Annotated in this window: 19 protein-coding genes; 3 read left to right on the top strand and 16 right to left on the bottom strand. The window is 30.8% G+C overall.

Annotated elements, in window-relative coordinates; genetic code table 11:
- Nucleotides 1–11: 11 nt before the first annotated feature.
- The 8 genes from VZL98_05820 to VZL98_05855 are packed head-to-tail and all read right to left on the bottom strand — an operon-like array spanning nt 12 to nt 6678.
- Nucleotides 12–1958: an AAA family ATPase gene (locus tag VZL98_05820; GenBank protein WVH64445.1), complete on the bottom strand. Its 1947-nt coding sequence runs from the start codon at nt 1956–1958 to the stop codon at nt 12–14.
- Nucleotides 1948–3030: an exonuclease SbcCD subunit D gene (locus VZL98_05825; protein ID WVH64446.1), complete on the bottom strand. Its 1083-nt coding sequence runs from the start codon at nt 3028–3030 to the stop codon at nt 1948–1950. Before VZL98_05825 ends, VZL98_05820 begins: the two co-directional genes overlap by 11 nt.
- Nucleotides 3023–3895 carry a patatin family protein gene (locus VZL98_05830; protein ID WVH64447.1) on the bottom strand — a complete coding sequence of 291 codons (873 nt, stop codon included), beginning with the start codon at nt 3893–3895 and terminating at the stop codon, nt 3023–3025. The genes VZL98_05825 and VZL98_05830 overlap by 8 nt, the downstream gene beginning before the upstream one ends.
- Nucleotides 3896–3911: 16 nt before the next feature.
- Nucleotides 3912–4487, bottom strand: a complete 576-nt coding sequence (locus VZL98_05835; GenBank protein ID WVH64448.1) for a histidine phosphatase family protein — start codon at nt 4485–4487, stop codon at nt 3912–3914.
- A complete protein-coding gene (cobS, locus tag VZL98_05840; protein WVH64449.1) occupies nt 4478–5212 on the bottom strand; it encodes an adenosylcobinamide-GDP ribazoletransferase in 735 nt (244 codons plus the stop codon). Before cobS ends, VZL98_05835 begins: the two co-directional genes overlap by 10 nt.
- Nucleotides 5209–5745 carry a bifunctional adenosylcobinamide kinase/adenosylcobinamide-phosphate guanylyltransferase gene (cobU, locus tag VZL98_05845; GenBank protein WVH64450.1) on the bottom strand — a complete coding sequence of 179 codons (537 nt, stop codon included), beginning with the start codon at nt 5743–5745 and terminating at the stop codon, nt 5209–5211. The genes cobS and cobU overlap by 4 nt, the downstream gene beginning before the upstream one ends.
- Nucleotides 5745–5969, bottom strand: coding sequence for a PC4/YdbC family ssDNA-binding protein (locus VZL98_05850; protein ID WVH64451.1), 225 nt, complete (start codon nt 5967–5969; stop codon nt 5745–5747). Before VZL98_05850 ends, cobU begins: the two co-directional genes overlap by 1 nt.
- A 10-nt stretch (nt 5970–5979) precedes the next feature.
- The gene (locus tag VZL98_05855; protein ID WVH64452.1) at nt 5980–6678 is read right to left on the bottom strand and encodes a hypothetical protein; all 699 of its coding nucleotides are present in this window, start codon (nt 6676–6678) and stop codon (nt 5980–5982) included.
- 270 nt (nt 6679–6948) lie between these two features.
- Between VZL98_05855 and VZL98_05860 the strand changes: the two genes are divergently transcribed.
- Nucleotides 6949–7560, top strand: coding sequence for a regulatory protein RecX (locus VZL98_05860; GenBank protein ID WVH64453.1), 612 nt, complete (start codon nt 6949–6951; stop codon nt 7558–7560).
- Nucleotides 7557–7838, top strand: a complete 282-nt coding sequence (locus VZL98_05865; GenBank protein ID WVH64454.1) for a GIY-YIG nuclease family protein — start codon at nt 7557–7559, stop codon at nt 7836–7838. Before VZL98_05860 ends, VZL98_05865 begins: the two co-directional genes overlap by 4 nt.
- Before the next feature lie 17 nt (nt 7839–7855).
- Here VZL98_05865 and VZL98_05870 read toward each other — a convergent pair whose 3' ends face one another.
- From VZL98_05870 to VZL98_05895, 6 genes are read right to left on the bottom strand one after another with little or no spacing between them, the layout of a single operon-like run.
- The gene (locus VZL98_05870; GenBank protein ID WVH64455.1) at nt 7856–9355 is read right to left on the bottom strand and encodes a hypothetical protein; all 1500 of its coding nucleotides are present in this window, start codon (nt 9353–9355) and stop codon (nt 7856–7858) included.
- Entirely contained in the window at nt 9336–10772 is a 1437-nt protein-coding gene (locus VZL98_05875) for a HAMP domain-containing sensor histidine kinase (protein ID WVH64456.1), read from the bottom strand. Before VZL98_05875 ends, VZL98_05870 begins: the two co-directional genes overlap by 20 nt.
- A complete protein-coding gene (locus VZL98_05880; GenBank protein ID WVH64457.1) occupies nt 10757–11443 on the bottom strand; it encodes a response regulator transcription factor in 687 nt (228 codons plus the stop codon). Before VZL98_05880 ends, VZL98_05875 begins: the two co-directional genes overlap by 16 nt.
- A 1-nt stretch (nt 11444) precedes the next feature.
- The gene (locus tag VZL98_05885) at nt 11445–12353 is read right to left on the bottom strand and encodes an ROK family protein (GenBank protein WVH64458.1); all 909 of its coding nucleotides are present in this window, start codon (nt 12351–12353) and stop codon (nt 11445–11447) included.
- 29 nt (nt 12354–12382) lie between these two features.
- Nucleotides 12383–14014, bottom strand: a complete 1632-nt coding sequence (locus VZL98_05890; GenBank protein ID WVH64459.1) for a nucleoside kinase — start codon at nt 14012–14014, stop codon at nt 12383–12385.
- Nucleotides 13995–14984, bottom strand: coding sequence for an RluA family pseudouridine synthase (locus VZL98_05895; protein ID WVH64460.1), 990 nt, complete (start codon nt 14982–14984; stop codon nt 13995–13997). The genes VZL98_05890 and VZL98_05895 overlap by 20 nt, the downstream gene beginning before the upstream one ends.
- Before the next feature lie 94 nt (nt 14985–15078).
- Between VZL98_05895 and VZL98_05900 the strand changes: the two genes are divergently transcribed.
- Complete coding sequence (locus tag VZL98_05900) at nt 15079–15510, top strand: hypothetical protein (GenBank protein WVH64461.1); 432 nt, start codon at nt 15079–15081, stop codon at nt 15508–15510.
- Nucleotides 15511–15587: 77 nt separating this feature from the next.
- On the opposite strand, the gene VZL98_05905 is transcribed toward VZL98_05900, so the two are convergent.
- Both VZL98_05905 and VZL98_05910 read right to left on the bottom strand, forming a co-directional pair.
- Entirely contained in the window at nt 15588–16133 is a 546-nt protein-coding gene (locus VZL98_05905) for a DUF6648 family protein (protein WVH64462.1), read from the bottom strand.
- Between the two features lie 77 nt (nt 16134–16210).
- The gene (locus tag VZL98_05910; protein WVH64463.1) at nt 16211–16633 is read right to left on the bottom strand and encodes a hypothetical protein; all 423 of its coding nucleotides are present in this window, start codon (nt 16631–16633) and stop codon (nt 16211–16213) included.
- Nucleotides 16634–16673 lie beyond the last annotated feature (40 nt).

Raw genomic sequence — 16673 nt, forward strand, 5'->3', positions numbered from 1 at the left:
TTTATTCACCATTAAATTCTTATTATATTATAGTCGTGATTTAAATCTTTTAAAATATCAATATCGGAACTTGAATTACTAAAGTATATAACCTGAGTATTCTCAGAAATTAAACTTAAGTATTTTAAAACCTGTTCTCTCCTGTCATTATCTAAATGATTAGTGACTTCATCAAGTATCAAAGGATGCTTGGAATCAGTATTTCTACTGATATTTAATGCTATGCTGAGGGCTAAATAAACTGTTTGTATGGTTCCGGTACTGAGTGAGTCAATTTCTACAAAATTATTAAGCTTATTATCATATACCAAAGGCAATAAGTTCTCGTCAATAATTAATTTTGTGTACTTGTCATCAGTAAGAAAAGAAAGTATATTACCTGCTTCATTAGATATATTAGAATTTATCTTCTTACTGAACTCAGAAGATGCAAATCTGATAGCATCCAATATGGTTTTGTTAATAATAACTTCTTCTTCCATATTATTTTTTTCAATATGAAGTTCTTTTAACTGTTCATTATAGCTTCTTATACACTTGATTGAATTCTCCAGGCTCTCTATTTCAAATTCTATTTTGCTGAGATTACGCTTGTTTTCTGCAAGACTTTGAGTTGATAAATCATATTTTTCTTTTGTGAATACATCCCATTCCACTAAAGGAGTAAAATTTAGCTCCTCTATCATTTCTTGAGATTTCATATTTATATTGGATTCTATCTCTGAGCTAAGCTTTGTATTAAGATGATTAAAATAGTCTTTTATGCTTTTTACATTTCTTTTTCTAAGTATATCGCTTTTTTCTTTTTCCAGCCGTGATATTTCAGTATTTAAAGCTTCTATTTCGTTTTTTGTCTCCATTGTACTTTCATCACTTTTGTTTGTTTTGTACTTTGAATTATAAAATAATAATCCAATAAAGGTCAGATTTAATAATAAAAAAGCAAGAGACTTGTGGAATAGTGATAGTTTGCTAAATAAGATCACTATATTAATTACGACTAAAAATATAGTTTTCAAATAAAAGAAGCTATTATTTTTACTTGGTTTAACCACTTCCAATATATCTTTTTTATATGAAATTGCTTCAAGTAAATAATTCTCAATTTCAAGTAAATAATTGTATTCATCTAGATTTAATTCATCTTGAGGCTTACTTATATAATTGGATTTTTGATTATTCACTATTTTATTTGATTTACGATTTTTTATAGAATAATCATATAACTTTTTAGAGTAAAAGTAAATTCTCTCTAACTCCTTTTTTTCATTTATTAAGCCTATTCTCTTTGTTCTTAGATCGTCTAAAGTTCTTATGGAACCGTAAAGGACAGACAGCTTTTGATTTAAAGCATCGATTTTTTTGTTAATAATTCCCATTTCTTTGTTGGAAATTCTGTCTGTACCAATTTTTTCCAGCTCTGTATTAAGTTTATTTACTGTTTTACTTATACTTAAATCACTAAGGTTTCCATAATAATTATTTAGTAAATAATCTTTTAGGAGTTCATTATTACCATTATAATTCAGCAAATTGATTAGCTGTATATTCAATAATCTATCGAATACGATAGAATTCATGTTTAAAAAATAATTGCCAATATCTCTAGTATCAGATGAAGCTAAATCGACTTCTGTACCATTACTTAGATTACGGATCTCAAAAATATTTGTGTTAAAGTTATGATAAATCAGATACTTTTCATTATTGTATAATACTTCCATAGATCCATGATATGAGTCATTAAACCAAGGCTTATACTTTATGTGTTCCAGTTGATCTATGATTATTCTCGAAGTTTCAGGTTTGGCAAAGCCATAGAACATTGACTTTATAAAGCGATGAATTGTCGATTTGCCGGCTTCATTATCCCCAATGATAATATTTAGTCCATCAGAGAGTTTGATATTAGTATTGTTGAACTTTCCAAAAGATGATATTAATAGTTTATTTAACATTAACACAACTATCACCTATTATCATACTTAAGCCTTTCTTTAAAGCTCGTTCTTTAATTGAATCATCAATATTTAAATTGTTAATGTATTTTGAAAATTCGTTAAGATATGGATCCTGGTCCATAGATTTTCTATACTGTTCAATATAAGTATTATTTATAAATTCTACATAATAAAAACTATCCATTAATGATTTTAAGATATAATCCAGTTTAATACTTAACTCTGCTGAAATAACTCCATTTAAATAGATTCTAAAAAAGTCTTTATCATTGCTGATATTTAGTATTTCATGGATGAATTCTTCTTCGTTACTATTCTCATCAAAAGCGTAAGTATGAGTAGTGAACTTTCGTTTAGAAAAAGGGATAAAGTTTTTTATGCAAGCACCTTTATTTACATCAATTATAATAAAACCCTTCTCACCTTGTTCTCCAAAATCAAGAGGCTCGGGAGAACCTGAATAAGCAATGTTTTCTGCTAAGTCCATAAAACTATGTATATGTCCTAGTGCAATATAGTCAAAATCAGTTTTATTTAGTGAGTTTATATCAAAATACATATAATCCTTATCGGTACTCGTTAAATTACCGTGTAACATTAAGATATTAATATAATTATGGTCCAAGTCTATATTACTAACTTTTATTTCAGAATAAGAATCCTTCATCCAGCCAATTCCATAAACTCTGGTTTTTAAATCTTGAAATTCTATATATTGGATTCTATCTGAGCACAATAAATATACATTTTTTGGTGCTTGTAGTTGTTTATATATTGAGTTTTTAGAAAATGAATCATGATTTCCCGTAAGTATTAGAATTCTAAGGCTTTCATATCTACTAAACAAATCGTATAGTCTATATAATTCACCCAAAAGGAAGTATTCGCTCTCAAACAAGTCCCCAGCAATTAGAACAAGGTCAACTTGATTGATTTTGGAATAATCCAAAATCCTTTTAGTAGTTTCCCATAGTTCATTTCTTCTTGAAACTGCATACTCGGAAGGATAAGTTGAATTTAATAATTGTTTTTCTAAATGTATATCAGAGGTGTGAAGAACTTTAACCATACCAATCTTCTTTCTTGTTTAATAGATTTTTAATATTAATATAGGTCTCTTTAGCACACTTATAACCCTCATTATACTGAATGAGAATCCTTGAGTAATTAAGATCGAATGAATTTTGGATGACTTCATTTTTAGGATATATAATAACGGCATCATCATTGTATGCCATAAAGTCGAGTATAGTCTTTGAATCTGTATACTTTCTATGATTAGTTCTCATAACGTCAAGAACATTAGGATAATTCTTAAGTCTATCTTTAAGATCATCAGTAATATCATAAGGTTTATGGAGAAAATCAGGTTTCCTAGTCATTACAACTACAGACCTTTTATAACCCAGCCTTAAACTTTCAATAATAGGAAGTCTATCAGAACAACCTGAACTAAAATAATTAAAATGATCAATTGTCACGGGCTTTGAAAAAATAGGATTAGCACAGGAAGCGGAAACCATTTTAAACAAAGAACTGCGGTTTTCAGATTTGTTAGCATTCAAAAAAATTAAATCACCACTATTTGCATCTGTTGCGGGAATCAAGAACTTAAACTTTGATGTAGAAAACTCATCAAAGTCCAATTCGGTTAACATGCTATCCAGGCCTGTCAGAAAATCGAACATGTTAAGAACATTATCAGTTGTTTCACTATCCTTTCGTAGATCCATGTAGGATTTATTTAGAACCACTGATAAAATTCTTTTATATTGCTTGCTTATATAATTAATCCCAACAAAGGCACCCGCTGAAACACCTATAGTCAGGGGAAAAGTTAATTTTTTTTCTAAAAAATAATCTAAAACTCCAGCGGTAAAAGCACATCTGGCGCCCCCACCTTCTAAGATTAAAGATACGCCCATATCTCTCATTTATCTCACATCCTAATTAAGTCTCATTATACTTATATAGTCTTGAGTATCCGTTTTCATGTCTGATAATAGAAATACTACCATTATCAGATTTAAGTTTAAAATAAACATCTTTTGTTTCAAACAGTGCACAAATAAAGGCTCTAATTACCCCATCATGGGTTATAATCAAGACACTTTCATTATTATTTATTAATTCTTTGTAAAGGACAGATACTCTCTCTAAAAGCTGTTTCTGGCTTTCTCCATTTGGCAAAACAAAATTATAGGGATCATTATACCAATCTGTGAACACATCTCTATATTTCTCTTGAGCACCATCGATAGATGCTCCTTTTAACACGCCAAAATTAAACTCATTAACTCTTTTGTCTATAGAGTGTTCAATACCTGTAATTCCTAAGTATTCTAAACTCTGCTTTGTACGAAAATATTCACTTATTATTACTTTTGTAAAACTATACTTCTTAAGAATCTTAGCAGTATTTAACATTTGTTTTTTACCAAGTTCAGTTAACTTAGTAGTATCATTACTGAAAATTGATTTTATATTATCTTCAGTTTCTCCATGTCTAATTAAAATTATATCCAAGTTTTTATCCCCCAAAGTATGATCAAGGAGACCACTTCTGTAATTTCGATACCGGCTCCTATAATATCCCCAGAAACATAGTCTATCTTTTTAATACTCCATCTGGCTAAGATTTTAGCAGTTAATATACTGGCGATGAGTGAAAGCACATAAAACACATTGAAAATCGATAGAGTTACTGCAAAAGCTAGTAGGAGAACAGGTTCATACAATCCTATACGAGATTTAGACATTATATCAGCCAAACCACCATAACCGGGTTTTCTATAGTTATTAAGTAGATGAATCCCGGCAAATCTTGCATTTATAATAGAAAGCATTATCAAAGCCGGGTAAGCGCTATGTGAAATATATAATGAATATTTAAAGAGTATTATAAGCACAATAGCAATAACACCAAAAGCGCCAATTCTACTATCTTTCATAATTCTTTTGATGTCTTCCTTACTATGAGCACCTAGTAATCCATCAGCTGTATCAGCCAATCCATCAAAGTGTAATCCGCCGGTAACCAGGAAATAAATCACCAGAGAGAGAATTGTTGAAACTCTAAATTCTGTAACAGGTACTATTAAAAAAGGAAATACTGTAAAAAAGCCGATAATTAAACCAACAATAGGATAAAAAAGTATCGACCTTTTAATATTTAAACTATTAAATTCTACTTGTTTTGGTATTGGTATTCTCGTTAAAAACTGAATTGCCAATACAAACCCATCTATCATTTTATTTTTACCTCTATACCTGCTACCATAAAGTAAACTTCATCTGATTCTTTGGCTAAAAAACTATTGACACGACCTTGAATATCTCTAAATATTCTGGCTATTTTATTTTCAGGTACAATGGATAAACCCACTTCATTGGATACCATGATTAGATGAGAATCAGTTTCTTTTATGAAATCTATAAGTTTTGACAACTCCAGTACTATATCGGATTCAATCTTTTCTATTATACTTGAATCGAAATCTTCTAAATTATGAGTGTGTTCAAACATAATATTAGATATCATATTTGTTACATCATCAAGTAAATATTTCTTTTCTGTACCGGTGCATGTTGAGATTGAGCATGTTTCTTCATGAGTTCTCCAAACTTTGGGTCTTTGTTCTCTATGTTTTTTTACCCTGTCTTCCATTTCTTCGTCTGTTATACATGCAGTGGCGATGTAACAAACCTCTGTCTCATTTTTTATCAATGATTCAGCGAAGGTACTCTTACCACTCCTCGCTCCGCCAATTACAAGGGTGATCATTATTTCTCAAATTCATCCTTTAATATTTCATACAATATTTTTGCCTCTTCTTCAGTCATCGTAATGCCTTTGCTCATCTTTTTATGATCAGGATCCCATTCTCTGATATCGTATTTTGGGTCTCTTTCATTCCAACTAACGAGATTGAATTCTTTCCTCCATCCCTTAGCATTTTCAGATAAGACACCTATTTGTTCAACAACTTCAAATTTAAATTCTGCCATTTTTTACTCCTTAATTTATATAATTGTCTTCTATTGGTAATAGAGCTAAAAAAAGTTGTTCTAATTCACTTTTTATAGACTCTAAATCATTTATAGTTTGATTTAATTGAGTTTTTTTTGCATCAAATTGTTTTTCATCTTCAATTACGTCGATAATATTGGTTGGTAAATATGATTTTAGTTTGTTTGAATTAATGCTATTGTCAATACTATCCGAAACTAAATTTTTAAAATTCAAGGATTCATTACTTATATCCCTTGACCACTCTATATCAGTCCATTTATTTATTATGGATTTATAATCAGGATGAAGTGTGGATATAATTTTATAAATATTATTCATGAATTCATCAATATTTTCTAAATTATCATCATTATTTATACTAGAAATGATTTCATTTATTTTTAATTTTAGGAATTTTGCTAAAACACCAATTGAGTAAAATTCTTCATTGGTTATCTTAAAAATATGATTGACATCGACTTTATACCCTGATGATAAAGATTCAGACAATAATTCCAAACTTCTGTTTGTTTTTGTTAACTCATATTCAAGGACAAACCTTTTGAGTTCTAAGGGACCAAATTCATAAATGTATCTTATGATTAACTCTATAATAGCATAATTTAGAGCCAAGTTCTCTTTTTTATTCGGGTTATTTACCCAATTATTTGATTGTTCATTATTTTTACCAAAGAGCTCTTTCAAATGATCCACCTCCTACTATTACTCATTTTATCATAAAAAGCCTAATATATACACCTTTATGCTAAAAGTGTTTATTATTTATATAAATTTTAGTTCATATAGGACATAAATGGAAAACATTCTTATTATCAGGAATAGAAATTTAATATTTTTTATGATAATATATCTTAGAGGTGATTAAAATGAAACATAGTAAAATTGTTAGAATAGCTGCAATTGTTTTAGCACTATTAATGATTATTCCCGGTATAGTACAAATTTTTAGATAAAATGATATTAAAGAATATTGATTACGATTCTTCTACTTCACTGTTCCAAATAACAATAGATGACTTAATATATCATTTAACTTATGAACAGATTGAAGAATTAAATTTATCTGAGGATACAGAGCTTGATGACCCATTAGTTATAAAAATAACAAGTTTTTCTGACTATAATTTGGCAAAATCATCTGCTCTGAAATATGCAAGTCGTAGAACGATGTCTTCATATAAACTCATGTCTTACCTTGAGAGAAAAGGAATTGAGAAAACCGCAGTTGACAAAATTATAGATGAATTCTCTAAAATTGGTCTACTGGATGATAAAGCTTATGTAAAAAATTATATTCAAGATAAAAAAGAATACAACCGAATGTCGAAGAAAATGATAAAATACAAGCTTTTACAGGAAGGCTTTGACTCTAAGCAAGTAGATGAGCAATTACATGAATATACTGAGGAAGAAGAGCTTTCTAATGCGTCATATTTATTAGAAAGTAAATATAAGAATATTGAGAGTAACGATTATAATGCTAAAAATAAGGCTTACCAATATCTTTATAGAAAGGGTTTTTCTAACGACATAATTAATAAGGTTATACTGGAGGCTGAAGATTGAAGTATTATGTGTATATATTAAACTGCTCTGATAATACTTATTATACAGGTATTACCAATAATCTGTTGGAAAGAATAAAAGTCCATAATGAAGGCAAAGCCTCAAAGTATACAAGAGGAAGAATACCTGTAGAATACGTATACATCGAAGAAGTACTGGATAAAAGCGAAGCATTAAAAAGGGAAATAGCTATAAAAAAACTGCCAAGACCTAAAAAACTTGATCTTATAAATCAGAATACTGATAAGCTGGAGAAATATAATAAAAGTGCCGATTAGAAAATCGACACTTTTATTTAGTGTGAAATTATAAAATTCATAGGTATAATCTCTTGATTTTTAATAGTTTCTTCCCAAACAGTAGCTTGCTCACCCATTATCCATTGAGCCATTATTATACGATCATTTTCGTTAATTTTAGCCGACATTAAACTTTCATTACTTATTATGCCATCATTCAAATCAAAAGCTAATAATTCATTATTATTTTGAACGATTAGCACACTTTTATCCGGAGATGTATAAGCATCGATTGCTCCTGGTAATTTAGTTCTTACAGCATCCCAAGGCACTGAAAGTGATTCCTGGTCTATTAAGTCTATTGTGGGAATCAGATTAATTCTAAACTCTCTGGTTTGAAGATTATTATTAACTCTCATATTAATATTCGAAATAAAATTCCATCTATCATTAGTTCTTTTTATTCCAATATTTGAAAAATCTAAATCGTCAAGTAAATCTGCTTCAATAGTACTTGCACTAAGGATTTTTGCAGTTTCATCCTTAAATGTTTGTATGCCCAATTCACCTGCAATATCCAATATGCTAAGTTTGGTATTGTCTGACAATTTATTTAAATCGTAAATACCATATGTCCTTTCAGAACTTATATAGTCATATATCTCCAGTGCAACATGATCTTTTCCTAAATAAATAATAGAATTATTGTTCTTTTCTCCCAATAAGTATCTACTGCTTTCTTTATTTCCTACTGCAAGTGAGTAAGAAAAAAGTATATCTCTTGTACCTCTATCATCTATAATATGCTCTTGACCTACCATCCAAAAACCTGTAGTTCTTGGTATTAAAAGATTTTTAATAGAATAAATAAGTGGTTTATGCTTATTATTTCTTCTAAATAATACAGTTCGATAAGTATAATAACTATTTCCGTTCTTATCTTTCCTAGGGGTTTTAATACCTAATAATAGAGCGATGTCATTTTTCTTATCTTCAGTAGTATTATCATCGGAACTTTTTTCTACTACTAATTCTTTTACATTAGCAACTATCTCTTTTGAGACCTCGGTAGATGCTTTTTCAAAAACAAATAGTATACCGTCGTAAAAAAATGCTATCTCTTTTTCGTTAATAACAAAGATATCTTGATAAAAATACTGACCGTCAGTAACGGTAAATACCGTCCCTTCCCCTTTAATGTATTTTTCAGTTTCTTTTATTTCTTTACTTAAGTCTTTAATTAACTCAGAAAAGTTCAGATATCTGGTTTTAAAATTTGGTTTAGCAGTATATCTGCTTTCAAACTTTACTATTTCATCCGATAAATAAAACCACTCGGTTTTAGAATATTTTTCTAATATATCTGATTCCAAGTTCTCCGGTACGACCTTGTCTTTTAATTTCCAGGTGCCCTTAATCATTAGATTTCGATTATTTGGCTTTCTTATATCATCAGTGACTCCTTCGAATTTTACTTTTTCTATTAATCCTGTACATGCAGATAAGGTCAAAATCATAGTTAAGATTAGAATTAATTTATATAATTTTCTCATCATCAATTCCTTTTGGAAGGGAAACTGCAATTTTCGTTCCTTCTCCTATTTTACTTTCAATAATCATTTTGCCATCGTGCAGTTTTACTATTTCCTCACATATTGATAGTCCTAGACCTGTATGCGAATTACTATCTCTTCCTTTATAGAACTTACCCGTAATAAGAGCAATTTCTTCTGAATCAATTCCGATACCTGTATCTATTACCTCAATGATGACTACATCGTCTTTTTCGAATAAGTTGGTAATGACGACTCCCTCATTCTCAGTAAATTTTAGTGAATTATCGAGCAGGTTTATCAATACTTGACGTATTCTATTTTTATCTACAACTGCCTTTGTGTTTTCGTGATCATAGTTTAATATCATGTTAATTCCGGAGTTTTTAGCCCTAGGCATTAGCTGCTTATTAATTGACTTTACAAGTGAAGTTAGATTTACAATTTCTTTGTTTAAATCGATTCGTCCCGCAGTAAATCTCGAAAAATCAAGCAATTCTTCTACCATGCTCTTTAATCTATCCGATTCTTTTTCAATAATAATAAGACCTTCTCTAGTTAGAGAATCTTCTTCCACTTCGTCTTGCAGAGTAACTGCCCATCCTTTAATGGATGTCAAAGGAGTGCGGAGTTCATGCGAAATTGAAGAAATAAAGTCATTTTTCAGCTGTTCTTTCTTGTTGATATTATCGGTGATAAAGTTCATAGTACTTGCCAGCTTGCCGATTTCATCATCACTGCTTTCATCGGCTCTTTCATTAAATTTACCTTCGGCCAATTTTGAAGCAACCTGAGTTAATTCATTAATCGGTTTTACTATCGAATTTGCAATTATGAAACTGACGATTATCATAGCTCCTGTTAATACAACACCAAAAATAATAAATATATAGTTTCTCTTTAAGATAATATTATCTATTTGTCTTAGTGATGTAATCAGTCTGATTATTCCGACTTGTTCAGTTCTATTATATAGTGGCGAGGAATATGACATTACATTATAATCATCATATGAAGGTACATGTACGCTTCTCCCCTCTTTTCCTCCTCTAGCCATATTGACATCGTCAGTGTCGATTATCTTACCAACTGAAGTAGTTCCAAGATTGTCCAATAGCACTCTACCGGCATTATCCAAAATTTGTACCTGTGAAACATTTTGTCTATAGTATTGATCTCTGTCTTCCAATATGGACTGTTCCAAAGTATTATCAGATAGATAAGATAGATATAGTTCCGCACTATATTTAGCTTGGCTTCTAAGTATCCCTTCAACTGTGGAATAATAATAGTATCGTACTGAATACATTAGGAATATTTCAAATATGAAAATTGAAATAATAAACAGAAATAGATAATTTCCTACAATTGTATTCTTTATACTACCACCATGGGTCTTTTTGTTTAATTTTGCTTCCACCTATAACCAATCCCCCAGACAGTTTCAAGATATTCAGGCTTGCTCGGATCATCTTCAATCTTCGCTCTGATTCTTCTTATATTAACGTCTACTATCTTAGTTTCTCCCACATAATCAGGTCCCCAGGTCAAATCTAATAACTCACTCCTACTGAAAGCCTTACCCGGGTTTGCAATAAATAAACTGATTATAGAGAGTTCAGTTGGAGTCAATTCGATTTCCTTATTGTTTTTATAGAATGATCTGGAATATCTGTCGAGTTTAAACGGACCATCATTGATTTCGTCCTTATTTTTAACTGATACATCAAGTCTCCTTATTAAGGACTTAATTCTGAGGATTAGCTCCTTAGGATTAAATGGTTTAACCATATAATCATCTGTTCCGCTTTCCAGACCGATAATTTTATCAACATCTTGCGTCTTTGCGGTTAGCATTATTATCCCAAGCTTAGGGAATTCCTTTCTAATTATTTGACATACTTCATACCCATCTATTCCCGGTAGCATGATATCTAAAATTACCAAATCGGGATTTTCACTCCTGACTAGTTCTACACCTTGCTCACCTGTCTCTGCTTCAATTACTTCAAATCCTTCTCTTTCTAGATTTATCTTAGTAAACTTTCTTATGCTTTGTTCATCTTCAACTAATAATATTCTTCGTTTCATTTTAACTCCCTTGTTTGTCAATTACATCTAAAACACTTTTAGCTGCGCCTATAATTCCGGAATCATTTAAGAATTTTGCCGGAACTATTTTTATGCCTTCTGGTCTATTACATTTTTCATTAAATCTCTCAAGTAGCAATGACCACCACTTCTCTCTGGAATTAATAAAACCGCCACCCAGAATGACACCTTCCGGATCATGACAATTTTTAATACTCACTAAAAAAGTAGCTAAATCGTCAACAAACTTGTCCAAAGCGGCTCTAGCTGATTCATCACTCTCTATTTTACTAATTATTTCATGTCCGTCTAAAATATCATTTGTTAACTCCTCATAATTGATAGATAGCGCCGAACCTGCAATATATTTTTCTGCACATCCTAATTGTCCGCAATTACAAGCTCTACCATTTGGGTATAGTATCATATGCCCCAATTCAGCGCCTTGGTAATTAGCTCCTAGCCATAACCCCATAGCCTCATGATAGATTGCACCACCCAGACCTGTGCCTAGAGTAAGCATTACAAAACTCTTTAAATCCTTGCCGGATCCAACCCATTTTTCACATAGAGCAGCCATATTTGCATCATTTTCTATTCTCAGTTCTTTTCCGGGAAAGTACCGACTAAATGTCTTGTGCATATTCAAGCCGGTCCAGCCTTTAATATTACCTGCAAATTCAACAATACCATCGTCGGAATTGATAAAACCCGGGGAAGTTATTCCAATGCCAATGATATCGTCTTCCATAATGGATTGAACAGCTTCTACGATTCTCTTAATAACGACATCTCTACCTTGACCAGCAAGTGTCTCGAGAATTATATTATTACAAATTTTACCGGTATCATCTACAACCCCGGCATTTATCTTTGTGCCACCCAAATCAACACCAATCACTCTTCTCATAAATTCCTCCAAGTCCTTTAATTTAGGTATTAAACATTCCCAATAAACTCTCTAAGTATTGAGCTTTGGGGTACTACACTATCATTATCTATAGTTATGAAATAGTTTAAAAACCTTTGTAATCTTTTTACATCCTTGTAACATTCATAACTATTGTCTATATCATCAAATAAATCTATCACATGTTTTTTTAATATGGCAATCTCATATATTAAAGCAGAATCCAAATGGTAATTAGCTTCATCTTGGAATGGGAAAATCCATTTTTCTTCGCCTTTTAATACTGATTTCCATAACTCAAAAGTCTCAACCGCCGAATAACCTCTGAAGTTGGAATCTCTTACAAGTCTTCTTAAAAGTCTAACATCAGTCGCTGATATCCTATTATGTTTATCAAGGTTTAATTGAGTAAGTGCACTTATATACACCTTATACTTATTTTTACCCGGAACATCCTGAGTTAACAGCGGATTTAATGCATGAATACCCTCAATAATTATGGGATGATCAGAATCTGTGAAGATAAACTGATTTGATTTCTCTCTTTTTCCGGTATGGAAATTATAATGAGGTAATTGTATAGTCTTGCCATCCAATAATGCTAATAAGTCATCATTAAAGTACTTAATATCAACAGCATGTATGGTTTCAAAATTTGGATTTCCATTTTCATCCAGTGGAGTATTGGCTCTTTCTAAAAAGTAATCATCCACTGATATGGAAAAAGGTCTTTTACCTCTTACAGCCATTTGAACCCCAAGTCTATGCGCTGTCGTAGTCTTGCCGGATGAGCTTGGACCGGCTATTAATACAAAGTTTATCTCCTCATCTGATATTATTTCATCAGCAACCTTTGAAAGTTTATTCTCAAAATAAGCTTCAGATACTTCAATTAAATACTGGTAATCATTTTCGAGAATTGCCCTATTTAAATTTGATACATAACCAATACCCAATAAATCTGTCCATTTTTTAGAGCCCGAGAATACCTTTGCTAAACTTCTCTCTTCATAAAAAGTAGGAACCTTATCATTACTGTTGGGTGAAGGGAACATCATGACAATTCCGGGATAGTAAAGCTTTAGATAGAAATCTTTAGCAAAAGAAGTTGAAGGTGCTAAATATCCATGGAATGAAAATACATAGTCACCAACATAGTAAACGTCAACCTCATCTATGTCCAAAGTTTCAAGCAGTGCAACTTTTTCCACATACCCTTCAGCGGTAAAAAGTTTTAATGCAGTTTTTTTATCTACTTGTTTTCTCTCTATTACGAGATCTTCTTCAATAATCTCTCTCATTTTTTGAGTTAGGGTGGATACGAACTCATTATTTACATCAGGACCGTTTGAGAATTCAACATATAGTCCTCCACCAATGAAATGCTCAACTTCCAACAAAGTAGCACTGTCAATTTCCTTTAAAGCAAGAGCGAGAACTAAAGTCATAGTCCTGGTTAAAATTTTATAGCCATCTTCATTTGAAGATGTAAGTAAATCTACTTCATCTCCGTCGTTTAAAACTTGATTTAAATTGTAGACGGTATTATTGACAATTGCGCCAAAATATTTGTGATAATCATCCGAATAGTTTGCTTTTAATAATTCATAAATACTTTCACCATTGTAGTCTATTTCATTTTTATTTAAAACTACCTTCATAAATCCCTCCGATTATTTTGCGTTCCATTTTTTCATTATAATATTTGGAATCAAGTTTAAATGCTTTTCCATTCAAATAACTCATGTCATCTTCTAATCCATCCAAAACTAATTTATAAGCAATTAAATACTGATTATCCAATCCAAAATCATCAAACAATTTCTTATTTACGTCTTTTCTGCCATATTTTCTATCCCCAATGATAGGATGATTTATAGATGCCAAATGAGCTCTAATTTGGTGTGTTCTGCCCGTTATTAACTCAGCTTCGACTAAACTATAGTTATTCCTTGTAAAAATAGGTCTAATAAGTGTTTTTGCCTCTTGGCCTTCACTTTCGTCGGTATGCATTCTGTTTTTAGTTTCGGATTTAACCAAATTTTTATCTATTATTAATTTCTCATCCAGTATGCCAGATACTATAGTTCTATATACTCTTCTGAGAAGTCGGCTTTTTATTGCTGAATTAACATCTTGTAAGGACCTACTGTTCTTACACCCTACCAACATGCCTGACGTGTTTCTATCCAATCTATTTGCAAAAGCAGGTACAAAAGACTTTTCAATCCTTGGGACATACTCAACTTTTCTTATTAGATCTTCAACATATGCATCCAGTAGTGTCTTTCCGTAGTCTTCAGCTGAGGCCGGATGTGTAAGCATTCCTACCGGTTTATATAGTATGCTTATATTTTCGTCATCATATATATAATCGATTTTAATATTGGTTTTAGTACTATATTCTTTCTTGTCGATATACTGTTCCAGTACTTCATCATAAATATAGATATTTACGATGTCACCTTCTCTCAGCATGAAATCAGGCGTAGTTCTTTTTTTATTAACTTTAATTCTTTTAGTACGAATAAATTTTTGTAGTAATGATGCAGGTGCCTTATTTAAATATTTACTTAAAAATCTATCCAGTCTTTGATTGTCATCATTTTGTTCTATAATTATCTCTCGCACTTTTATCTCCAATCATATTTGTGGTATAATCATTACTGTATATATTAATATTATACAACAAATTGCACATTAGTACATTTTTTGAGGTGAGTTTATGAAATTTCTAAACTGGATGATAGATACGGTTTATGATTTATTTGAGTACTTAATAATGCTAGCAGTTGTAACTATAGCAATATTTATAATTTTTTGGAGATTGGACGGCTTATTCGGTAGTACTTTATCTATAGTCTCTAAACCTAGTCAAGTGGTTGAGAGCACGATTAAAACTACTAAAGAAAGCGTGTCTCAAATTTTGAATTCTACATCACTTGAAGGTGAAAAACTGACGGTAAATATTCCCGAAGGAACAAGTTCAGAAGGAATCGCCAATATCCTCTTTGAATATGAGTTGATTAATAGTAAAGAGGATTTTATCAAAGAGTTTGATTCTAAGTTTACTCAAGATAGTTTACCTTTTGGAAGTTTTGAATTTGAAATTGGTTCATCGCTAGAAAAGATATTTGAAGTACTGGAAAAGAAGTAAAATCCGAAATATCGAATAAAAGAATTATAGGATATAAAAAGACGAATCATATGAGTCCAGTAATATGTTTCGTCTTTTTAATACCCACTATTTACATAATTGTCAATCTTGGAAAGTCTTGGCGTAGAATCATATACACCTTTGGACTTCAAGATTTCTACTACTTCATCATTAATGCTGTGAAGTATTGCCCTTTCATAATTTAAAATTACTATCTCAATTAGATTATTTATTCTTGAAGAATTTATAATTACGGGATAGGATATTATATTCTCTTTGTCAACAATTTTTAGTAACTCCAAAATTACTTTATCTTTTTCTATGTAATAATTACTAATCTTGCTTTTATTAACTTCAGTAGATTTTCTTTGCTTTTTTGTATTTAATGCATTATTTATCTTGACCCTATAATATTTTGCCATGACATTATAATACTGGTAATTATACATACATTTTTCAATACTGTTTAAAACCTGAAATGGTTTCATGTTAAGATTCTCAATTAGGAGATAGTTTTCTAATAGAAAGTTTTTTTTGTTTAATTCGTCATTTTCCAATTTGTCGATTAGTTCATTTCTCTTGGCAAAAAACACATCTAATACCTTCTTGTCATAGTCAAACACATAATCACCCTCTTTCAGAAATAATAAGAGCACCAATGAAGATTGTACCAAGAACTTCAACGATGCTCTTAAAAATATTAAACTTCTAATTCTACAGAGTTCTCTCTAAATTCTTCAGGCATTTCTTCAAGTGTTTTATTCATGCCCATTAAAAACTCAACATTGAATTCTTTAGAGATTTTATTAAGTCTTTCTACTAGCACCAAGAAAGTGTCTAAGTTAAAGTTTATAATATCATATATACCGTCAATGTATATTTTTTCGATATCATAATCTCTAGAAATTATTCCACATAAGAATCCATATAGTTCTTTAGAATTGGAAATGTCAAAATCTCTTGCATTAATAAGTCTTACTGTATGATCGAGGGTAAAAATATGTGAGTCATCCGTATCAATAAATGCTATGTTGCCATGTCCTTCTGCTTTGTCCTTATTGGCTCCATCGATTAACCACTTAGTTTTTCCACTTCCCTCAGGTCCTAAAACAAATTTTACCATTTTAAATCTCCACCTTTCGAATTCAATATTATTTAGTCTT

The organism is Peptoniphilaceae bacterium AMB_02 (assembly GCA_036321625.1).
Classification (GTDB): Bacteria; Bacillota; Clostridia; order Tissierellales; family Peptoniphilaceae; genus Microaceticoccus; species Microaceticoccus formicicus.

Coding starts and splice junctions, on each gene's coding strand:
- VZL98_05820 (WVH64445.1), bottom strand. CDS start 1,958: ATGTTAAATAAACTATTAATATCATCTTTTGGAAAGTTCAACAATACT.
- VZL98_05825 (WVH64446.1), bottom strand. CDS start 3,030: ATGGTTAAAGTTCTTCACACCTCTGATATACATTTAGAAAAACAATTA.
- VZL98_05830 (WVH64447.1), bottom strand. CDS start 3,895: ATGAGAGATATGGGCGTATCTTTAATCTTAGAAGGTGGGGGCGCCAGA.
- cobS (WVH64449.1), bottom strand. CDS start 5,212: ATGATAGATGGGTTTGTATTGGCAATTCAGTTTTTAACGAGAATACCA.
- cobU (WVH64450.1), bottom strand. CDS start 5,745: ATGATCACCCTTGTAATTGGCGGAGCGAGGAGTGGTAAGAGTACCTTC.
- VZL98_05850 (WVH64451.1), bottom strand. CDS start 5,969: ATGGCAGAATTTAAATTTGAAGTTGTTGAACAAATAGGTGTCTTATCT.
- VZL98_05860 (WVH64453.1), top strand. CDS start 6,949: ATGATATTAAAGAATATTGATTACGATTCTTCTACTTCACTGTTCCAA.
- VZL98_05870 (WVH64455.1), bottom strand. CDS start 9,355: ATGATGAGAAAATTATATAAATTAATTCTAATCTTAACTATGATTTTG.
- VZL98_05880 (WVH64457.1), bottom strand. CDS start 11,443: ATGAAACGAAGAATATTATTAGTTGAAGATGAACAAAGCATAAGAAAG.
- VZL98_05885 (WVH64458.1), bottom strand. CDS start 12,353: ATGAGAAGAGTGATTGGTGTTGATTTGGGTGGCACAAAGATAAATGCC.
- VZL98_05890 (WVH64459.1), bottom strand. CDS start 14,014: ATGAAGGTAGTTTTAAATAAAAATGAAATAGACTACAATGGTGAAAGT.
- VZL98_05900 (WVH64461.1), top strand. CDS start 15,079: ATGAAATTTCTAAACTGGATGATAGATACGGTTTATGATTTATTTGAG.
- VZL98_05910 (WVH64463.1), bottom strand. CDS start 16,633: ATGGTAAAATTTGTTTTAGGACCTGAGGGAAGTGGAAAAACTAAGTGG.